The sequence below is a fragment of the Peptacetobacter sp. AB845 genome, from assembly GCF_047528295.1.
Lineage (GTDB): Bacteria > Bacillota > Clostridia > Peptostreptococcales > Peptostreptococcaceae > Peptacetobacter.
The window spans coordinates 1,234,304-1,255,125 of the sequence record NZ_CP180001.1 but is presented as its reverse complement, the minus strand read 5'-3'; the positions used below and the strand labels follow the sequence as shown (position 1 = coordinate 1,255,125).

General features: G+C 30.2%; 20 protein-coding genes. All 20 read right to left on the bottom strand.

From position 1 onward, the window contains the following. Positions 1 to 123: 123 nt before the first annotated feature. The gene (ftsY, locus tag ACK2WO_RS05895) at positions 124 to 1,530 is read right to left on the bottom strand and encodes a signal recognition particle-docking protein FtsY (protein WP_414698714.1); all 1,407 of its coding nucleotides are present in this window, start codon (positions 1,528 to 1,530) and stop codon (positions 124 to 126) included. A gap of 25 nt (positions 1,531 to 1,555) precedes the next feature. Next, complete coding sequence (gene smc, locus ACK2WO_RS05890) at positions 1,556 to 5,110, bottom strand: chromosome segregation protein SMC (protein WP_414698713.1); 3,555 nt, start codon at positions 5,108 to 5,110, stop codon at positions 1,556 to 1,558. Positions 5,111 to 5,230: 120 nt separating this feature from the next. Next, a complete protein-coding gene (locus ACK2WO_RS05885; protein ID WP_414698712.1) occupies positions 5,231 to 6,295 on the bottom strand; it encodes an elongator complex protein 3 in 1,065 nt (354 codons plus the stop codon). A gap of 10 nt (positions 6,296 to 6,305) precedes the next feature. Continuing rightward, positions 6,306 to 7,019, bottom strand: coding sequence for a ribonuclease III (gene rnc / locus ACK2WO_RS05880; protein ID WP_178411970.1), 714 nt, complete (start codon positions 7,017 to 7,019; stop codon positions 6,306 to 6,308). 162 nt (positions 7,020 to 7,181) lie between these two features. After that, positions 7,182 to 7,709, bottom strand: coding sequence for a CD1247 N-terminal domain-containing protein (locus ACK2WO_RS05875; protein ID WP_178411968.1), 528 nt, complete (start codon positions 7,707 to 7,709; stop codon positions 7,182 to 7,184). Between the two features lie 84 nt (positions 7,710 to 7,793). Beyond that, complete coding sequence (efp, locus tag ACK2WO_RS05870; RefSeq protein WP_006440085.1) at positions 7,794 to 8,357, bottom strand: elongation factor P; 564 nt, start codon at positions 8,355 to 8,357, stop codon at positions 7,794 to 7,796. Positions 8,358 to 8,492: 135 nt separating this feature from the next. Further along, a complete protein-coding gene (locus ACK2WO_RS05865) occupies positions 8,493 to 9,014 on the bottom strand; it encodes a type II secretion system protein J (protein WP_414698711.1) in 522 nt (173 codons plus the stop codon). Continuing rightward, a complete protein-coding gene (locus ACK2WO_RS05860) occupies positions 9,004 to 9,420 on the bottom strand; it encodes a hypothetical protein (RefSeq protein ID WP_414698710.1) in 417 nt (138 codons plus the stop codon). Before ACK2WO_RS05860 ends, ACK2WO_RS05865 begins: the two co-directional genes overlap by 11 nt. A gap of 61 nt (positions 9,421 to 9,481) precedes the next feature. Next, on the bottom strand, positions 9,482 to 10,180 hold the full coding sequence (locus tag ACK2WO_RS05855) for a hypothetical protein (RefSeq protein WP_414698709.1): 699 nt from the start codon (positions 10,178 to 10,180) through the stop codon (positions 9,482 to 9,484). A gap of 10 nt (positions 10,181 to 10,190) precedes the next feature. Further along, positions 10,191 to 10,502: a hypothetical protein gene (locus tag ACK2WO_RS05850; protein WP_414698708.1), complete on the bottom strand. Its 312-nt coding sequence runs from the start codon at positions 10,500 to 10,502 to the stop codon at positions 10,191 to 10,193. A 126-nt stretch (positions 10,503 to 10,628) separates the two neighbouring features. Beyond that, the gene (gene aroE / locus ACK2WO_RS05845) at positions 10,629 to 11,483 is read right to left on the bottom strand and encodes a shikimate dehydrogenase (RefSeq protein ID WP_414698707.1); all 855 of its coding nucleotides are present in this window, start codon (positions 11,481 to 11,483) and stop codon (positions 10,629 to 10,631) included. A gap of 355 nt (positions 11,484 to 11,838) precedes the next feature. Then, positions 11,839 to 13,086, bottom strand: a complete 1,248-nt coding sequence (locus tag ACK2WO_RS05840) for a U32 family peptidase C-terminal domain-containing protein (RefSeq protein ID WP_178412285.1) — start codon at positions 13,084 to 13,086, stop codon at positions 11,839 to 11,841. 2 nt (positions 13,087 to 13,088) lie between these two features. Then, entirely contained in the window at positions 13,089 to 13,745 is a 657-nt protein-coding gene (locus ACK2WO_RS05835; RefSeq protein ID WP_178412284.1) for a class I SAM-dependent methyltransferase, read from the bottom strand. A 19-nt stretch (positions 13,746 to 13,764) separates the two neighbouring features. Continuing rightward, on the bottom strand, positions 13,765 to 14,832 hold the full coding sequence (mltG, locus tag ACK2WO_RS05830) for an endolytic transglycosylase MltG (RefSeq protein WP_414698706.1): 1,068 nt from the start codon (positions 14,830 to 14,832) through the stop codon (positions 13,765 to 13,767). Between the two features lie 239 nt (positions 14,833 to 15,071). Further along, positions 15,072 to 15,950 (bottom strand): tyrosine-type recombinase/integrase, encoded by an 879-nt coding sequence (locus ACK2WO_RS05825; protein WP_414698705.1) that lies wholly within the window; start codon positions 15,948 to 15,950, stop codon positions 15,072 to 15,074. Between the two features lie 110 nt (positions 15,951 to 16,060). Continuing rightward, complete coding sequence (locus tag ACK2WO_RS05820) at positions 16,061 to 17,131, bottom strand: DUF3866 family protein (protein ID WP_414698704.1); 1,071 nt, start codon at positions 17,129 to 17,131, stop codon at positions 16,061 to 16,063. Between the two features lie 6 nt (positions 17,132 to 17,137). Next, positions 17,138 to 17,962, bottom strand: coding sequence for a glycosyl transferase (locus tag ACK2WO_RS05815; RefSeq protein ID WP_178411753.1), 825 nt, complete (start codon positions 17,960 to 17,962; stop codon positions 17,138 to 17,140). Next, a complete protein-coding gene (locus ACK2WO_RS05810; protein ID WP_178411752.1) occupies positions 17,962 to 18,660 on the bottom strand; it encodes a glycosyltransferase in 699 nt (232 codons plus the stop codon). The genes ACK2WO_RS05815 and ACK2WO_RS05810 overlap by 1 nt, the downstream gene beginning before the upstream one ends. A 10-nt stretch (positions 18,661 to 18,670) precedes the next feature. Beyond that, positions 18,671 to 19,543: a copper transporter gene (locus ACK2WO_RS05805; RefSeq protein ID WP_414698703.1), complete on the bottom strand. Its 873-nt coding sequence runs from the start codon at positions 19,541 to 19,543 to the stop codon at positions 18,671 to 18,673. A gap of 22 nt (positions 19,544 to 19,565) precedes the next feature. Next, complete coding sequence (gene steA / locus ACK2WO_RS05800) at positions 19,566 to 20,687, bottom strand: putative cytokinetic ring protein SteA (protein ID WP_178411750.1); 1,122 nt, start codon at positions 20,685 to 20,687, stop codon at positions 19,566 to 19,568. Positions 20,688 to 20,822: the final 135 nt, after the last annotated feature.

Here is a 20,822-nt window from a genome sequence, read left to right as displayed (position 1 = left end):
AGGTTAAGTACTTTACACTACTATTGTATTTTATATTATAAGACCTCTCTTGTCAACGGTTTTTATTGAAATTTTGACATTTAAGTACTATTTTTATTTAATATCTTTTATTTGTAACTTATATTAATTCCCAAATAAAGCTGCTGTAAATTCTCTAGCATCGAAATCTTGAAGATCTTCTGCTTTTTCTCCAACACCTATTAATTTTACAGGAACATCTACCTCTGATTTAACAGCTAGTACAACCCCACCTTTTGCAGTTCCGTCTAGTTTAGTAAGAACTATTCCTGTTATATCTGCAACTTCTTTGAAGCTCTTAGCCTGAACTACTGCATTCTGTCCTGTAGTAGCATCTACAACTAAAAGTACTTCCTTCTTAGCTTCTGGGAATTCTTTATCTATTATTTTGAATATCTTACCTAACTCATTCATTAAGTTAGCTTTGTTATGAAGTCTACCTGCAGTATCGCATATAAGCACATCTGTCTTTCTTGCTTTTGCTGCTTTTATTGCATCGAATACAACAGCACCTGGATCTGCACCTTCATGATGTTTTACTATTTCTGTATTAGTTCTCTTAGCCCATATATCAAGTTGTTCTGTAGCAGCTGCTCTGAATGTATCCGCTGCAGCTAGCATAACTTTCTTTCCTTCAGATTTATATCTAAGAGCTAACTTACCTATTGTAGTTGTTTTTCCAACACCATTTACACCAACCATTATTATAATTGCTGGAGAAGGCTCAACATCTAGTTTAGAATTTCCTTTAGATAAGATTTCTTCTACTATTTCTTTTAATTCTTCTCTAACAGCCATTGGATCTGTTATTTTTTTGCTTCTAACTCTATCATTTAAATCGTCTATTATCTGCATAGTAGTATTAACACCAACATCTGCTGTTATAAGAACTTCCTCTAAATCCTCGAATAACTCTTCATCTACACTTGTATAAGATTTTAAAACCTCATCAATTCTATCAGTTATTCCCTGTTTAGCTTTTGTAAGTCCCCGTTTTAATCTAGCAAATAAACCTTCTTTTTTAGCAGCAGGTTTTTCTCTACCTTCATTAGGTTCTTCCACAACTTCTATTTCTTCTATAACCTCTGTTTCCTCTATAACTTCTGCTTCTTCAGTGGATTCTATTTCCTCTATTTCTACCTCTTCCGCAATTTCAGAAACTTCCTCTTTTTCAGGCTTTGCTTCTACTTCTGCAACAGTTTCCTCAAATATAGAAACACCTTCTTCATCTAAAACAGCATTTATCTCTTCGCATTCACTTGCTTTTGATTCATTATCTTCTGATACTTCTGGTTCAACATCAGTTTCAACAGATAAATCATCTTTAACCTCTACCTTTGCTTCTTCTTCTTTTTCTGACTCTAATGTTTCTAAAAATCTCTCATCATTTTCTTTAACATCTTCTTTTTCTAATTCAGATTCCTTAACTTCTTCTAATTCTTCCTTAGAAACCACCTCTTCTACATTAGTTTCCTCTTTTTTCTTTCCAAAACCAAATAACTTCTTAAACAAATTTCCGCCTCCAATCTCCAAAACTTTATATAAGACCTGCAAATTTTTCTGCCTCTTGAAGTTTTAGACTTATTATTTTTGATATTGCTCTTTCCTGCATTGTAACCCCGTAAATATATTCTGCTGCTTCCATAGTACCTCTTCTATGTGTAACAGCTATGAACTGGGTATCCTGCGATAATTCTTTTAAAAATTCTCCAAATCTATATACGTTTATATCATCAAGAGGTGCCTCGATTTCGTCTAGTATACAGAATGGTGTAGGTCGAGAAATAATTATAGCAAATAATATACATATTGCTGTAAGTGCCTTTTCCCCACCTGATAGAAGATTTATATTTTTCATTTTCTTACCTGGTGGCTGAGCTGTTATGATTATATCGCTTTCTAGGATATTTTCCTTATCAGCTATAGTCAACGCTCCTGTTCCTCCACCAAATAATTTTTTATAAACTTCTTTAAAATTATTTGAAATCTCTTCAAATTTTTCAACAAATTCTATTTTCATATTATGCTCTAATTCTTTTATAAGCTTAGTTATTCCAGAAATAGATTCTTCTAAATCCGCCTTTTGACTACTATAAAGGTCGTATCTTTCCTTAGTTTCCTTATATTCTTCTATAGAATCTAAATTGACACTTCCAATACTTCTTTTTTCTCTTTTTAAAGTTTCTATTTCTTTTTTACTTATCTGAAGCTCATCATTTCTAAGCTCTGATGCCTGCATAAATGTCATATCATATTGTTCAAATATCTTATTTAAATAATTTTCTCTATTAGATTTAAATCTTTCTAGCTTAGAATTAATCTTGTATAGCTCTTCTTTAAACTCAGAAACTTCTCTTTCATTTCTTTTTATTTCTTTTGTTTTTTCATCTATAGCATTTTTTAATTCAGCTCTTTTTATTCTCTTATCCTCTAATATTCTACTAGCTTCAAGATGTTCCTTTTGGACATTAGCCTTTTCTACTTCTTCAGCTTTTATCCTTTCTTCAAATTCTCCTACATCTTTTAAATCCGATTCTATTTCTTTTTTCATACCTTCTATTTTTATAACAGTATTTTCATTTTCCATAGAAATCCTATTAGTATTAGAGTCTAAAGATTTTAATTCATTATTTAAATTTACTAACTCTATATTTAATTCTTCAAAATCTTTTCTTTCTTTGTCGTATAAACTCTTACCTTCTTCTAGTTCTCTATTTAATTTTTCAACTTCTTCCCTAGATTTTTCGGATTTTTTATCTATTTCCTCAATTTCTTTATTTGCAGAATTTAATTTAGATATAGTATATTCCATATTAGAGCTAATACTTTCCTTTTCTCTTTCTAATTTTTCTATATTAGTCTTATATTCTACAATTTTTTCCTCTAATTTTTTTATCTCTGCTTTTTTTAGAAGAATATCTTTTTCTATAGAGTTCTTTTCAGATACTAGCTTATCTTTTTCAGTGTATAAATTAGTTTTATCTTCTTTTAAAGATTTAAGGCTTGACTCTTCCTTCTCTATACTTTCAGAAAGCATATCTATCTTTTCTGAGTACTCACTTATAATTCTCTTTCTAGATAATAGATTGCCACTATTTTTTATACTACCACCAGTTATTGATCCACCAGGTTTTAGTATTTCTCCATCAAGAGTAGCTATTTTCAACTTATACTTTGTATCCCTTGCAAACTGTATTGCCTGATCTATATCCTCAATAACTACAGTTTTACCAAGTAAACTTTCTACTATGTTTCTGTATTTTTCATCAAATTCTACTAAATCAGATGCTATACCTATTGGCTCAACTTTTGATTTTACATCTTTTAAATCTATTAAATTAGAGCTAACTACATTTAAAGGAAGGAATGTAACTCTTCCACCCTCTGTTTTCTTTAAGAATTCTATAGCTTCCTTAGCACTCTGCTCGTCTTCTGTTATTATATTCTGCATAGCTGCTGCAAGAGATGATTCTATAGCCTTCTCGTATTTTTCAGAAACTGATATAACCTGTGCTACTGCTCCATCAATTCCTTTTAATTTTTTATTTTTTAATACTTCTTTTACCCCTCGATTAAATCCTTCATATTGATTTTCCATTTCAACATATATTTTCTTTTTAGATTTAAACTCGTTTAATTCGTACTTATTATCAGTTATATTTTTTTCTAAATCCGATATTTCTTTAGATAAGTTTTCTATTTTTTCTGCATTACCTAATATATTTTTATCTACATCTTCAAATTTAGAAGTTATATCCTTTAATTCGTCATTTTCTGTTTCTATTAACTTAGAAGTATTTTTTATATTTTTTTCATTTTCATCAGTTGTTTCGTCTATTGTCTGCCATCTTTGATTCATATTATCTCTATTGGCTTCAAGAGAGGAAACATTGTTAGATATAGTCTGCTTTTCATTTAATAACTTAATCATATTATCTTTCAATTCATCTATTGTTTTTTCAAGACAGTCTATATTTTCTTTCTGCTCCTTATTTTTAGAGCCTTTTTTCTCTAAGTTAGCTTCTAATTCTTCTTTTTTTGCATTTAAGATTTCTATTTTTTGAAGATTTTCCTTTTTATCCTCATCATTTTTTTCAGATAAACTGCTTAACTTAGATATTTCGTCTTTTTTTCTTTCTATATCATTCTTTTTATTATTACTTTTTTCTGTAATAAGGTTTATCTCTGACTCTTTCTGTGCAATTACCTCTTTAAGAGAAGATAAGTACTCATTTTCCTTTTCAATCTCCTCATCAATAACTTCTGATTCTAATTTAAAATCTTCATATTCTTTTTCTAAAGCTTTATTTTTTTCTTCACTAGTATTTATCTTTTTTTCGCTCTCTTCTAGTGTTATTTTTATTTCCTTAGCTTCTTTATCTATTTTATTTATCTCTCTTAAAAAATTATTTATTTCTAATTCTTTAAGTCTCCCAGATATTTCCAAGAATTTTTCCGCTTTTTCTTTCTGATTCTTTAATGGATTTATCTGTTTTTCTATTTCTATATAAATATCGTTTATTCTCTCTAAGTTTTCTGCTGTATTTTTAAGATTTCTTTCAGCTTCCTGTTTTTTGTATCTGTATTTAGCTATTCCACAGGCTTCGTCAAATACTTTTCTTCTAACCAATGGATTATTGCTAAGTATTTCATCTACTTTTCCCTGTTCTATTATAGAGTAGCTGTCTTTTCCTATACCTGTATCTAAGAACAATTCCTTGATGTCCTTTAATCTACATGGTTTCCCATTTAAAAAGAACTGACTTTCTCCATTTCTATAAGCTCTTCTTTTTATTGTCAGCTCAGTAAAATCTATCTCTATTTCACCGTCTGAATTATCAATAGTAAGAGATACTTCACAGTAGTTCATAGGTTTTTTCTTGTCTGATCCAGCAAATATTACGTCCTCTAGTTTATCTCCTCTCAGACTTTTTATACTCTGTTCTCCCAAAACCCATCTCACAGCATCAGATATATTACTTTTTCCACTACCATTTGGTCCAACTATAGCTGTTATACCATTTTTAAATACTATATCTGTTTTTTCTGGAAATGATTTGAACCCTTTTAATTCGAGCTCTTTTAAATACATGTACTCATCTCCTCTCTTAATCTATTTTCTAAATCATATATTTTATTTCTAATAAAGCATTTACTTTTATTTTCTTTATAATAAATCCTATAATTTAAAAATATACTTTCTAAATTTATTTTATAAACCATATATTTCTAATAATTTTTTATTTATTTCATCAACAGAAATCTCTGCTATTAATCCATTTTCTCCATAGAATCTAAATTTATCTACTTCCATATCCTCTTCTCTAACTTTTAAATTTATTTCCTTAGATTTTAGATAATTTACATTAGATTTTTTATTTCCTATACATTTAGATATATTTTTCTTATTTACACCTAAAGTTATATTTTTTTCATTATTAGATTCCGCAACATACATAATATAGTCTCTTATCATTTCAGATTCTACAAGCTCTCTAAAAGCTGGATGATAAGGTCCATCTATAACATCTTTTCCTAGCTGTATATCGTCAGTTGCTTGAAGTCCAACTCTTATTACATTTATATTGTTCATATAATATAAAACAAGTAGTTTTTTAACTATTCCTATACTTTCTTCTAGTGTGAAAGGTTTATATGCTCCAGATTCAAGCCGTCTTTCAAGACCAGTTTCTTTTATTACTAATGTTGGGTAGATTCTTACACAGAATGGATTCATTTTTATAAATTCTCTAGCTGTAAATAAACATTTTTCCTCAGAGTCGCTAGGAAGCCCTACCATCATCTGAAGTCCTAGATTTATTCCATGTTTTTTTATCATTTCAGCACTTTTATAAACTACATCTGAGTTATGTCCTCTTATACTGTCTAAAAGAACTCTCTCATCTAATGACTGAACTCCAAGCTCTATTATTGTTGTTCCATAAGATTTTACCATTTCTAGTATTTCATCTGTTATACAGTCAGGCCTAGTAGACATTCTTATATCTTTTACTATACCTCTATCCTTATATTCCTTAGCAACTGATAAAAGGCTTCTCTGTATATCCATATCTATTGCAGTAAAGCTTCCACCAAAGAATGCTATTTCAACTTCAGCATCCTCATCTATTGTTGGAAGACATTCTTCTATTATATCCCTAACTATTTCTGGGGTAACTGTAGTACAAACCCCTGTTATCTTCTTCTGATTGCAGAATATACAATCATTAGGACATCCTTGATGTGGTACGAAAATAGGTATTATTCTTTTTTTCATCTACATTCACCTATCTTTCATTATCTATTAAATTTGAAATAGCCGCCTTTGCCGCAGCCTGTTCTGCTTCTTTTTTGCTCTTACCTTTTCCTACACCTAGCTCTTTTTCATCCACACCAACCATCATTATAAATGTTTTATTGTGGTCTGGACCATCTTCATCTATTAATCTATACCATATATTGCTAGCTCCATTTTTCTGTATTTCTTCCTGAAGCTGAGTTTTATAATCTCTAAATATTTTTCCGTCTATTGAATCTTTTATTATATCAGAAAGGTTCGCTAGTATAAATTTAGACGCATTTTCTATTCCACCATCTAAGTATATCGCTGCTATAACGGCTTCAAAAGCATCTGCAAGTATAGATTTTCTCTCTCTACCACCTGTAGCTTCTTCACCTCTACCTAAAAGTATGTAATCTCCTAAATTTATGTTCTTAGCTGCTTCACTAAGAGAACCTTCACAAACTATATTAGCTCTTAATTTTGTAAGCTCACCTTCTGGAACTCCTGTTTCCTTTTTAAATATGTGGTCACTTATTACTAATCCAAGGACTGAGTCCCCTAAAAATTCCATTCTTTCATTGTATTTAAATTTTTTATTTTCATTTGAATAAGAACTATGTGTTAAAGCTTCTAATATACATTCTCTATTATTAAATTTATAACCTATCACTTCTTCAAATTTGTCTATATTTTCTTTTATTTCATTAAAAGTTCTCATTTTCATACTTTTGCCTCCAATTTTTATGATAAATTTCGATTTTATCAAATTTCTCCGTGCATTTCTATGATTAATTGTATCACAAAAAAATGCCTATGAAAAACCAATCTCATAGGCATTTTTTAATTTTACATAGATTTTTATTTTTCTATAAAGATCGATTTATTCTTCGTCTTCACCACAGCATCCTTCACATGAACAGCAGCCTTCTTCGCATTCATCATCGAAGTCTTCTGAAGATAATATAACTTCTTCACAATAAGGACAAACTATGTCTAAATCGTCATCATAAAGTTCATCTTCATCTATTTCTACTAATTCACCGCAATATGGGCATTCCATTTCAATGTAGCCGTAATCATCATCGTCTTCATCTTCGCAATCACAATCACATTCACATTCATAAAGATCTTCTATATCTTCTTCCATGTCTTCTAATTCTTCATATATATCGTCTATGTTTTCTTCTAATTCTTCCATATCTTCATACATATCTGCTAAATCTGAGTCCATGTCTTCTATATATTCACGAAGTTCTTCGTTTTCTTCCTGAAGTTCATTTATAGCATCTGCAAATTTGTCTAGAGTTTCTATCATTTTATTGATAACTTTTCCAGTACTTCCTTCTTTTGCTATTTCAAGTCCTTCTGCTAATCCTCTTAGGTATGCAACATTTTCTTTTACTTTCATGTCCTGCCCCTCGCTTTCAATGCTTTGTTTTAACATCGACTTTTGTCGGTGCTATACATTTTTAATTTGGTTTGAAATTTGATATTAGTTGTTTACTCTTGATAAATATTCACCAGTTCTAGTGTCTATTTTTATTTTGTCTCCTTCATTTATGAATAAAGGAACCTGAACAACTGCTCCAGTTTCAACTGTAGCTGATTTAGTTACGTTACTTGCTGTATTTCCTTTTATACCAGGTTCTGTTTCAGTTATTTCTAACTCAACAAAGTTTGGTCCTTCAACTTCGAATGGACTTCCCTGGAAGAATCTTATTGTAGCAACTTCATTTTCTTTCATGAATTTTATAGCATCTTCAACCCGTACGTAATCTAATGCTATCTGATCAAATGTTTCCTGATCCATGAAGTAGTATAATTCACCATCGTTGTATAGATACTGCATCTGTTTAGTTTCTATCTGAGCTTTAGGGAATTTATCACTTGGGTTGAAAGCTTCTTCTCTAGTTGCTCCTGTTATAAGATTTCTGTATTTTGTTCTAACGAAAGCAGCCCCTTTTCCAGGTTTAACGTGCTGGAAATCTACTACTAGACATGGCTGACCGTCTTTTTCAAAAGTTACACCTTTTCTAAATTCACTTGCTGTTACCATTTATATAACCTCCAATAAATATTACTTAACCTCTAAAGGCTATTTTTGTATTCTTATAATATTTCATAATCCTACTGATAACATAATATCATACATTGTATGATTTAAACAAGTATTTTTACTATTCTACCAATATCAATTCCTCATCCTTATGCTTATTATATCACTAAATCTATTATTATTTTTGTTAAGTTTAAGTTTAATCGAAAAAATACCTTCAGAATCTTGCTTTACTTCAATTTTTTCTACATAATTTCCTATCTCATAGGCCCCACCGTTATAATATATAAAGATTTTTTTCTTTTTCTCTTCTATGTACATAACTCTCTCTGAAATTTCAACAACACCTTGATTTACATTTTCAAATTGAGAAAAATTAATTCTATCTATTTCTATAAATTCATCGCACAAAGCTAATCCTCTATCTTTATAATAAAATTTTAAATTATTAGAATTTCTAAGCTCTCTTTTTATAGTTGTAGCCATTTCATCAAACTGCTCTCTCAACTCTATCCTAGAATCTGTTTGCTTTATCAAATTCATAGATTCGCTCAACATAATAGAAACAGTACTCATGACTACTAAAGATATACTGATAGCTACAAATACTTCAATCATAAGATAACCACATTTCCTAGAAAGTTTTCTACTTTGCACTCGAGTATATTCCCTCCTTAAATAAAACCCTTCCAGATATAGGAGTTATTGTTATGCTATAGATTTTCTTTTTATAGTTTATCTCTACAGTTCCAGCTTTATAAGGCTTCCCATCTGTGTGGAAGTGTATTCTATCTATAAGCGTTTCCATTCTAATATTTTCTGGCATCTCAACTTTTTTGAGTAGGTTTGTCCTACAAGCTATATAATAAGCACTTTTTTTCTCGCTATTTGTAACTCTTATATCTTCATTTACTCCTGCTAAATTTCTTCTTTTGATATATCTTATTTCTGAACAAAGCTTTCTCCGTTCCCATTCAGCTTTAGCATATCCAACATCTACCTTAGGAATAACTAGGCCAACCAATAAAACCATCAAACACATTCCTACAACAAGCTCGGCCATGCTCACATTCCTTCTCTTTTCATCGAAAACACCTCTAATAAATCTCTACTCTTTTTAATATTTATTCTTTTTTAACTCTAAATATTAACGCATCTCTAGCATTATATCTCTCAGGAATATCTTCTTCAGGATCTATTTCTTGATTTGTATCATTTCCATTCTCGCTATCAGGATTATTTAAATCTGGATTATTTAAATTTGGATTTTCAATATTTTCTCCTGGTGCTTCTATATTATCATCCGGCTTTTCTGGTATATTGGGATTTTCTTGATTATTAGGTTTATTATTTTCATCTTTTATAGGTTTTTCTTTAAATAAATTCTTTAAAGTTACACATAAATCTATTTCTCGTTTAAATTCGCCTTCTTTTACCGTAATATACACCCAAAATTTATAAAGCCCTAGTCCATCCTGAGCTATATCATCTCTATAAACATCTATCTTTACATTTTCTATATTTACATCTGCTATATCCTCTATTTCAGCTACATATTGCTTTCTATAAGAATAACTTTCAATTTTTCTCTTAAAATCTCTTCTATCTACGCTAGAATCATACAATCTTTGAGTGGCCTCTACTATTTTTTCCTCTGCTATTATGGCTGCACCTTCAGCTCTTCTCAAAAGATTTTCTGACTTTATATCTGTATTTTCACTTTCTATATAATCTACAATCCTTTCTTGAAGTGCTGCACAGGATATAGTCATTAATGTAAGAACCATTATCGCAGAAATAGAAACACTTCCTGCCTTTTTCATTTTTAAAACTTTACTCCAAAGATTGAACAAATATATCATCCTCTTTCCATCGTTCATATCCCTGCAGAGTAATTTTCTTATCATCTCGAATAGCATCTACTGTAACGACATACACCCCTCTATTTATATCCACAGGCTCTACTTTTTTACTTATAATTACATCATCAGTCTTATACGTATTTTTGATTGATAAGCTTCCTTTTTTCACATTATCCAATTCTTTATTTAACTCAACCTCTGCTGTATAAACTAACTCTTTGTAATTTCTATTTTGCTCTAAAATAGCATTTGTATTATTATTAAATGTAGAAAATAAATACATAGATAAAAACAATATAGATACAGCTATAATAGAATCTGTTATTATAAAGCCACTTTTTTTACTTTCTTTTCTTTTTATAGAAATAAATACTTTTTCTAGTAACCCATTTTTATCACCCTTTATAAATTAAATTCTTTCAGATTGGAACATTTCTTTCAGAATTTCTGCATCTTTTGAGTCTACCTTTTTCCCAGTCCATATTTCAAAAGCTTCTATACCTTGATTTATAAGCATATCAATTCCATGAATGACTCTTAAATTATTTTTTTCTGCCCATTTTATTAAATTAGTTCTATGAGGTTTATAAACTATATCGTAAACTACTATATCACTCGAAACCTTTACATCTTCATCTATAGGGCATTCATCGCTCTCCATTCCTATTGGAGTTGTATTTATCAAGAAATCGTACTCTTCTAAATCCTCTTTGGATACAGCCATACTAGAATATACAACTTCTGTACCAAATACAGTGCCTACTCTTTTAGCTATTTTTTCTGCATTTTCAATACTTCTATTTCTTATATCAATTTTTTTAATTTCATTAGATGCCATTTCTATAGCTATACTTCTACAAGCACCTCCACATCCCAATATAATAGCACTCTTACCTTCTAGATGAATATTTCTGTCTGTAATAGCCTTTACAAAGCCTCTTCCGTCTGTATTGTATCCTTTTAAAACTCCACCTTCATTTTTTACAGTATTAACAGCTCCTATCAACTCTGCATTTCTATCTATTTCATCTAGTCCTGCCATTACATCGGTCTTGTATGGAATAGTTACATTAAACCCAACTGTATTTAAAAGTCTCATAGCTTCAATAGATTTGTATATTTTTCTAGGCTCTATATCAAAACATAGATACGCTCCATTTACACCATACTTTTCAAATAAATAACTATGCATATTAGGTGAAAAACTATTGCTAACTGGATGACCTAAAAGTGCAAAGATTCTTGTTTCTGAATTTGTTCCCATAAAATTTCTCCTTTCATTGTATATAATCTTCAAATTTTCATTATTATATTCATTTTATCCAATATTTTTTACAATATTTTTTAAATATTTTATTTTAATTTCGTGCAATATTTTTTATAATATTTTTTAATTTAATCCAAGATTATTTTTATTTCAATACAAATAACTTTTAAATACCTCTAACTTTTAATTTATCATAAATTGCACACTTTCCAAAATAATATTTAATTATTCATAATTTAATCTAAAAAAATAGACTCCCCCTATTAGATAGAGAGAGTCCATCAATTATCGATTTTCTATTTAATCATTAATCTTTTATTTTATTAGTATTTTATTACTTACTTAAAATTTATTAATTATCTACTTTTTCTTCTATAGGTTTTCTAAGCATATAATCTTCTTCTACAGGAACATCTAGTTTCATTTTTACTATCTGTCTTGGATGTGGAGCTGATTCTATTGGCTCACCGTCTTCATTGTACATTTCTAATATCTTAGCGTACATAGTTTCTTTGTATGGAGCCATTATTTCTATATCTTCTCCAACAGACATTTTATTTCTCTGCTCTACTATTGCAAGACCAGTTTCTTCATCATGTCCTCTAACAACACCTATGAAATCGTAGTTTCTTACATAAGATGCAGATTCATAGTTCTGATCTTCTGTGTCAGGTTTGTGTAGGTAGAATCCTGTTGTAAAGTGTCTATGACTTCCTTTTTTAAGTTCTTCCATCCACATTGGGTTGTATGTCCAGTTTTCTGGGTCTTCATAGTATGCATCTAATGCCATTCTATATGCTCTAACAACTGTTGCAACATAGTAAGCTGTTTTCATTCTTCCTTCTATTTTTAAACTCATTATACCTGATTCAACAAGTTCTGGTATGTGTTCTATCATACAAAGGTCTTTTGAGTTGAAGAAGAATGTTCCTCTTTCATCCTCATATATTGGGAAGTATTCACCTGGTCTTTTTTCTTCCATTAGGTAGTACTGCCATCTGCATGACTGTGCACAAGAACCTTTGTTAGCTTCTCTACCTGTCATGTAGTTGCTTATTAAGCATCTTCCTGAATAAGATATACACATTGCACCGTGCATGAATGCTTCTATCTCTAAATCATCTGGAGTTTTTTCTCTTATTTCTCTTATTTCTTCAAAAGACATTTCTCTAGCAACAACTACTCTTTTTATTCCCTGATTGTACCAGAAATTAGCACTTTCAAAGTTTGTAGTATTAGCCTGAGTACTTAAGTGTAATTCCATTTCTGGAACAACTCTCTTAGCTACACTTATAACCCCTGGGTCAGATACTATTATTGCATCTATACCTATTCTCTGTAATTCTAATAAATATTCGTCTAAATATTTAAAGTCTTCGTTGTGAGGTATTATATTAACTGTTACATATACTTTTTTTCCTCTTGCGTGTGCGAATTCAACACCTTCTGCCATATCTTCTATGCTGAAGTTTTTAGCAGCTGATCTCATTCCAAATACTTCTCCACCTATATATACAGCATCAGCACCGTATATTATGGCAGTTTTTAATTTTTCAAGGTCTCCCGCTGGAGCCAATAATTCTGCTCTTTTCATTTCCATAATTACTTTCTCTCTCCTTCTTTATAACTTAACGCTACACCGTCTCCTATTGGTATTAGAGATGTGCTTAAATAATCACAAGTGCATATATAATCCAGATAATTTCTCATTCTCTTAACTATTGTTTTCTTTCTTCTTACAACGAAATCGTCGTGAGCAACCATTCCTTTGTAAAGTATATTATCTGAAACTACAAGTCCACCTTTTTTTAATCTATCTATTACAAGATCAAAGAATAGCTGATACTGACCTTTTGCTGCATCTATAAAGATCATATCAAATTCTCCATCTATATTTTTTAATGTTTCTTCAGCATCTCCTTCAAGAATAGTTATCTTATCCTCAAGACCTGCTCTTTTTATATTTTCTTTTGCTTTTTCTATCATAACTTCATTTCTTTCAGTAGTTATAATTTCAACATCTCCACCTAATACAGACGCAAAGAATATTGACGAATATCCTATTGCACATCCAACTTCAAGAATTCTTTTAGGTCTATGTATTTTTAATATAACTTTTAAAAGATCTGATACCTCTTTGTGAATTATAGGTACACTGTTTTCGTGGGCGTAATCTTCTAATTCTTTAAGTAACCCATCTTTTTCAGCTAGTGTTTCCCTTATATATTCTTCAACAAGGTCGTTTACTATATTACTCATAAAATCTCTCCAATTCTAATTAATTTGCCTCAGATTCTTTATTCTGAGTTTCCTGTTTATTTTTTTCTCTCTGTTCTTTATACCGTTTTTCATTTTTTAAATGCTCTTCATAAGTCTTAGCATAGTTGTTTTCTCCACCATCAGTTTTTGCTACAAAGTATAGATAATCTGTTTCAGCAGGGTTTATCGCTGCTTCTATTGATTTCCAAGATGGATTTGCTATCGGTGTAGGTGGTAATCCTTTATACTTGTAAGAGTTGTACGGAGATTCTATTTTTAAATCTTCATACGTAACCACTTTTTTTCTTTCTTTAAATGCATACTGAATTGTAGCATCTGACTGAAGAGGCATATCCTTTGCCAATCTATTATAAAATACACTAGAAATTAAAGGTCTATCTTTATCAACAACAGCCTCTTTTTCTATTATAGATGCCATTTTCATAACATCGTAGAAATTAAGGTCTTTATGTTTATCCATTTCTGGTTTTATTTTATATTTGTACATTTCATCAAATTTATTTAACATTCTAGAGATAACTTCTCTTTCGCTTTCTCCTTCTGTGCAGAAATATGTACTAGGATAAAGGAATCCTTCTAAAGATTTTATATTCTTATCTTTTAAAAACTCATACTTATCTCTAAACTCATCTGGATTATTTATAAGTTTTTCATAATTTTCTTTAGTTCCCAGATTCTTCTTTACTAGCTCATCAATTATTTCTATAGAAGTTGCACCTTCTTTGACAGTTACTTTTGGACCTGAGTGGTATATCTTACCTGCTGCTATATCATCTATAATCTCTCCATTAGTGTATGATTGATCAAACTGATATTCTCCAGCTTTAAACTGAGAGGCTTTTCCACTCATTTTCACATTTATTTTAAAGACTAGCTTGTTTTTTATAAGTTTTGCATCGCTAAGTATATCTGCTATACTGTCAGTTCCTGAGCCAGACGGAATATTTACAACCACTTTTTTCTCTTCGTTTACATCGTATGCACCAGACCGACTCTTAAAATATATACCCCCAGAGGCAAAAATTACAACAAAAAGTACTAAAATAACTAATATCTTTTTTTTCATATTATTTCTCCTTTTTTATTGGATTTAAAATAGATATTATTAAAATATAATATCTGCAATTATATTACATATTTCCGTTTCTGTCTACAAATCTCTCTTTAATCGAGTACATAACTCTGCAACTATACATTATATCAGTATAATAAAAAAAAGTCTAACAAATAATGTTAGACTTTCTGTTTATAAATATTTTATAATTCCTTTTTACTTTATTATACTCAGTATTTTTTATAATATTTTTATCTTCTTGGGTGTCTTAAATTCATTTCTTTTCTCATATTTTGATCTATACAATTTAAGTATGACTGTATACTTGCTAAATTAGTATTTCCCAAAATTTTGTTTACAGATGCTATATTTGCTCCCTTATTTATCATATGTATAGCAAATGAATGTCTAAGCATAGTAGGATTAATATTCTTATTTATATTTGCTTTTTTAGAATACTTTTTAATAATTTTCCATAATCCCTGTCTTGTAAATCTACGTCCAAGTGCACTTACAAATAAAGCACTTTCTCCTTCAGATGCTATATTTTCTCTAGCTTCATATACATACATTTCTAGGTATTTTTTTGTTACATCTATTAAAGGTATAACCCTTTTATTCTTACTTGAAGAGCAAGTTATATTTCCCATAGTAAAATCTACATCTTCTAAATCAAGGTCTATTAATTCTGATACCTTCATTCCTGTACCGTATAGTACCTCAAATATAGCCTTATCTCTTTTTAATTTATCTGAATCTAAATTTTCAAAATTAAGAAGAGCCTCTATCTCTTCCTCAGTCAAAATTTCTACTGCTTCTTTCTTTATCTTAGGCTTTTTAATATTCTTTGCAGGATCTGTTTCACAAACCCTGCTAAAGAATAAATAATCATGGAAAGATTTTATAGACGATGTCATTCTAGCTATAGTAGAAACAGATACATTGTTTTTTTCTAGCTCTACTAGATAATTTAATATATCTGTTTCAACTACTTCCCTGACATCTATATTATTTTCGTCTAGATAATCTTTATATTTTTTCAAATCCAAGCTATAAGATGAAACAGTATTTGAAGATAATTTTCTTTTATTTTCTATATAATCTAGATATTCTTTTATTAAATTGTCCATCCTAAACTCCTTATTCGATTTCTTGCATCTCGTATGCCTTCATACGAAATCTTTTAAAGTCAGGTTATTAAATTCTAAAATTTTTATTTTCTTATTTTAAATTTATAGAATTATTTATTTTCTGTTATATAGATTGCTGCAGAAGATGCTGAATCGAAAAATTCACTATCTTGTTCATAATTTCTTCCCATACTTCTGACCTTTAGACCATAGCTATCTATATCTTCTTTAGTTCTATCATTTTTTATATACTCTATTTTGTGTTTTTCGTCTAATTTATTTTCTTTAATTTGATTTTTTATTCTTTCATTTTTCTCATCATCGTAAATAGTTATAGGTATTTCTACCCCCACATTCACTATTTCATCAAATATAGTTATACTGTGATGAGATATTCCTCTATGTCTATCTCTCATATCGGCAAAACTTATTCTAGGTATAGCTATAGGTCTACCACCTAATTTAGATATTGCATCTAATATAGGCCCCTGTTCTATTCCTGTGAATCCATATTTTGTACCAGTTCCTGCGATTCCAGGCCCCATACTTACAAATATAGCATCTGCCTTTGCTATTTCCTTAGCAGTTATTAAAGCTGTATATATATTTATACACTCATAATCACCGCCAAAAGCATTTCCAAATGTTATTGTAGAGTCTATTAATCCTTTATTTTTTAGAGTTTCAGCATTCATACTGAAATATATTGGAAGTGCAGCTCCATCTGTCATTATATATACAAGTTTTTTATTTGGATTAAGTCTTTTGTATGTAGCTGCAAATGGAGTCAACATGCTGTGAAGTGTTCCAACTACAACTGGTATTCCTTCAAGACTTTCAAATTCTTCAAATACATCGTGGTATTTGCTTTCGTGATCCTCTACAGAATCTACTCTGACCTGCATTGGAGTATATCTAAGCTTCATTATATGTCCCTGACCTTCTAAATCAGCCTCCATATTGTCTAAGTTAGATATTACATAGTGATATCCACCTGTTCCTAAAGAAAGCTCTACAGCTGTCGTATTTAAAAGCACCTTATCTCCAATATCGACTTTACCTGTCATTTTAGGATAATTATATGCTCTAAATATCTCGCCATTTATTTCAACTCTTATATCGTCAAGCTGTCCATTCTGTTTTTTTATCTCAACTACTTCGCCGATTTTTCTACTCAACATAAATGACTACCTTCCTAATCTGTCCAAGAAATTAAGGACTTTATTTTTTTCTATTATTTTAGTAAGAGAATACTTTTCTGTTAAAATATGGATAAGTACTAGGAAAACTAGCCATCCTATTTTTACATTCATTGAATATCCAAATGCCATAAATATACCTATTGATATACCAAGAACATTTGAACCAGCATCTCCCATCATACATTTTGCCTTTAAATCCTGATTAAAGTAAGCAAGAACTGCTGGAACTATTAAAAATGGTAATATTCTAGTAAATCCAGTAAGTGTTGCTATCATAACAATCATTATAACTAAGTAAACTTTTATAGCTCTTCCTGGTCTTAAATCCATTAAGTTCATAAGATTTGTAGAAAGTGCTATTATAAGTGTATTTAAAACTATTTCAGGTATACTTCTTGTTAAAACTACTGATATTAATAATCCAACAAATCCACCGTAAAGTGCTTTAAATCCACCTGTTGTAAGAGTTCCTTTAAAAAGACTTTTAAAGTGTCCTTTTAAACCACTTACATTTCTATTTCCTATTATATCGTCCATTATCCCTGCAAATGACATAGATAAAGCTGCAAATAAGAACATAAATAAATATTTCATGTGTTCTTGATCTCTATCTATATATGCAAGCACCATAGATGATATAACAAGCATTGGAACGAATACTATCCCCATACTTACAGGTATCATATCCTGTTTGTAGTTAGGTCTAACAATTTCGCCTTCTATTAACATTTTTTTGAACATAGGAATTATAAGAAGTGTACCTACAAATCCTACTAATGCAAGTATAAGCATAATGTATATATCTGCCATTACTTAGCACCCCATTCCTTTTTCTTCTGTTTTACAACTTTTTTGATATGGTAATACTGTTTACCTCTGTGGATAAATCCTTTTAAATCTCTTCCTGTTTCGTTGTGAGTCATTTCTACTGGAACTTCTTTAATTCTGTATCCCCATTTTAATATGTCTATAGACATACCAACTTCGACACCATATCCATAAGGTATTGTATCAAATCTTTCTATTACTTCTTTTTTGAATATTCTCTGACCTGATATACTGGCATTTAATTCAACACCTGTCATTTCATACACAGATTCTTTAGCTAGACCTTTTACAAGACCTAATCCTCCCTTTTTCTTAGCTCCAGGGAACTGTGCTATTGTTACATCTGCTTCGTCATTGAATACTGGTTTTATTATTTTTATTACTTCTGAAGAACAAGACCCTAAATCTGCATCTAAGAAACCTACTATATCAGCATTTTTTAGAGCTTCTTTTAATCCAAAGTTAAGAGCATATCCCTTACCTCTGTTTTTATCAAGTCTAAATACCTTCACTTTTTCGCTGTCTACACTTTTAGCCTCTGATTCTGTATTATCAGAAGAACCATCGTCGACAACTATTATTTCATTTATTTCATCTATGCCAACAATTCCTTCAAGGGTAGCTTTTATTCTGCTACCCTCATTAAATGCTGGCATTATTATACTTGTATAATGTTCCATTTTTTTCTCCTTATTTTTCCATTGGGATTAGAGAAGATGCTGTATCTAATCTTCCGAAATTACCTACAAGATTTTCATCCTGTACTAGAGCAACTAAAGAAAGTTCTCCTGTTTTTTCATCTATATTATCTACAGTTGCTGCTTTATTTTTAGCGTACTGTTCAACGTATGAAGTTTTAGCTCCTTTTGTCTGTGCTTCAACTACATATTTGTTTTCAGATTTTAATTTTGATACTACAAATTTGTCAAGTGCATTAAACTGCTTTGCTGGATCTGATGATTCTGATGCTGCTGATATTAAAACAGATGAGAAGTTTGCTATATCATCGCTTTCAGAATTTAAATCTATCATTTTTAATTCTTCTAGTGGAGCAAGAGTTTCTGCATTACCTCTTTTTACTATATCGAATACATAATTTACAACATCCTCAGTTGATTTGAATTTTTCTCCAGTTTTCTTTGCAGCCTCTTTTATTATTTCTTCGTCAGTTATTTCTTTATTGAATACTAATTCAAAAGCTACTGAACCTTCATTTGAATTTACTATTTCTTTTAATTTATCTACATTTTCTGTTCTTCCATAAGTAGATATAACAGCAACTTTTTTACCTGATAAAGAACCTGTCATTAAAGCATCTGCATTTGCATTTACATATTCTATTAAATCATTGTATTTTTTATCTGTTTCTTTTAAATCACTTGATAATGTATCATTTTCTTCTTTAATAGTATTAAATTCTTCATCAAGCTGTTCTATTATAGAAGCCTGCTGTTTGTTAATTTCTTCGTTATTGTTTAGATTGAATCCTACAAGTATACCTATACCTAAAGCTAGGAATATTGCCCCAATCGAAACAATATAATATTTCATATTTATATGCATAATATTTTCCTCCTGTTAAAAACTACATATTAAGCATTATTCTTAATTTTAGCTGCATAAGCTGTATAAACTGCTGCATTTTTGGCGATAATGATGCCAGTATTAATACTGGGAATAATGCAGTCGCTATTAATGCCCAAATATATTTTATTTTTAATTTACTTCTGTATAAAAGGTTTACCCCTTTTGCGTCGATAAGCTTAGCACCTATCTTCATTCTAACTAGGAAAGTACTCGCCATACCTTTTCTACCTTTTTCAAGGAAGTCTATTATATTAGAATGAGTTCCAAGTGCAACTATTAACTCAGCATTGTATTCGTATGCTATAAGCATCGCTATATCTTCACTTGTACCTGGAGCTGGGAATACTACAGCATCAAGCCCTAATTCCTGAACTCTTTTAAGCCCTGGTGCTCTACCGTCTGTGTATGCATGTACGACAATTTCTCCAGCTGCCTTTAATGATTCATCGCCTACACTATCCATATCTCCTACTACAACATCTGGTTTATATCCAAATTCCATAAGTGCATCTGCTCCACCGTCTACACCTACTAAAATTGGTTTAACCTCTTCAATATAAGAAATCATTGTTGCTAAATCTTCTTTGTAATCCTGTCCTCTTACAACTATAAGAACCTGTTTTCCCCGATATTTTGTTTTAACCTTAGGAATTTCTACTTCTCCAAGTATAAAACCTTTTTCTTTCTTAGCATATTCTATTGTATTGTCTATAAATCTGTCTAATTCTTCTCCTAAGTTGTCGTATGCTAATTTAATCTGAACAGCTACTTTTTCTTTAGTAAGAACATCACCTTCGCCTATAAGTTCATCACCACGGAATATTTTTCCATCTTCTACTACTAATGTTTCACCTTCAGTTACATTATTAAAAACATCTTCTCCTACTCTATCTATTATAAGTATGTTGTTTTCTGTTAAAATTCCAGGTCCCTTATTAGGATATCTACCACTTATAGACTCAGCGGCATTTATAACTAATTTGACCTTAGCTTCAACTAAAGAGTTTGCTGCAACCTCATCTATATCAACGTGGTTGATAACTGCTATCTCACCAGGCTGAATTCTTTTAGCAAGCTTCTTTGTTTTGCGGTCTACCCTTATCGGTGCCTTGACTATCATATCAAACCCTCCAAATTTCATAAAATCACATTATATTATACCATATTTTTCTATTTAACCGCTTATTTTTAACATTTTTAGATTTATTTTTTTAAAATTATTTTTTATAAACACTTTTGGCATGGCATAATCGCT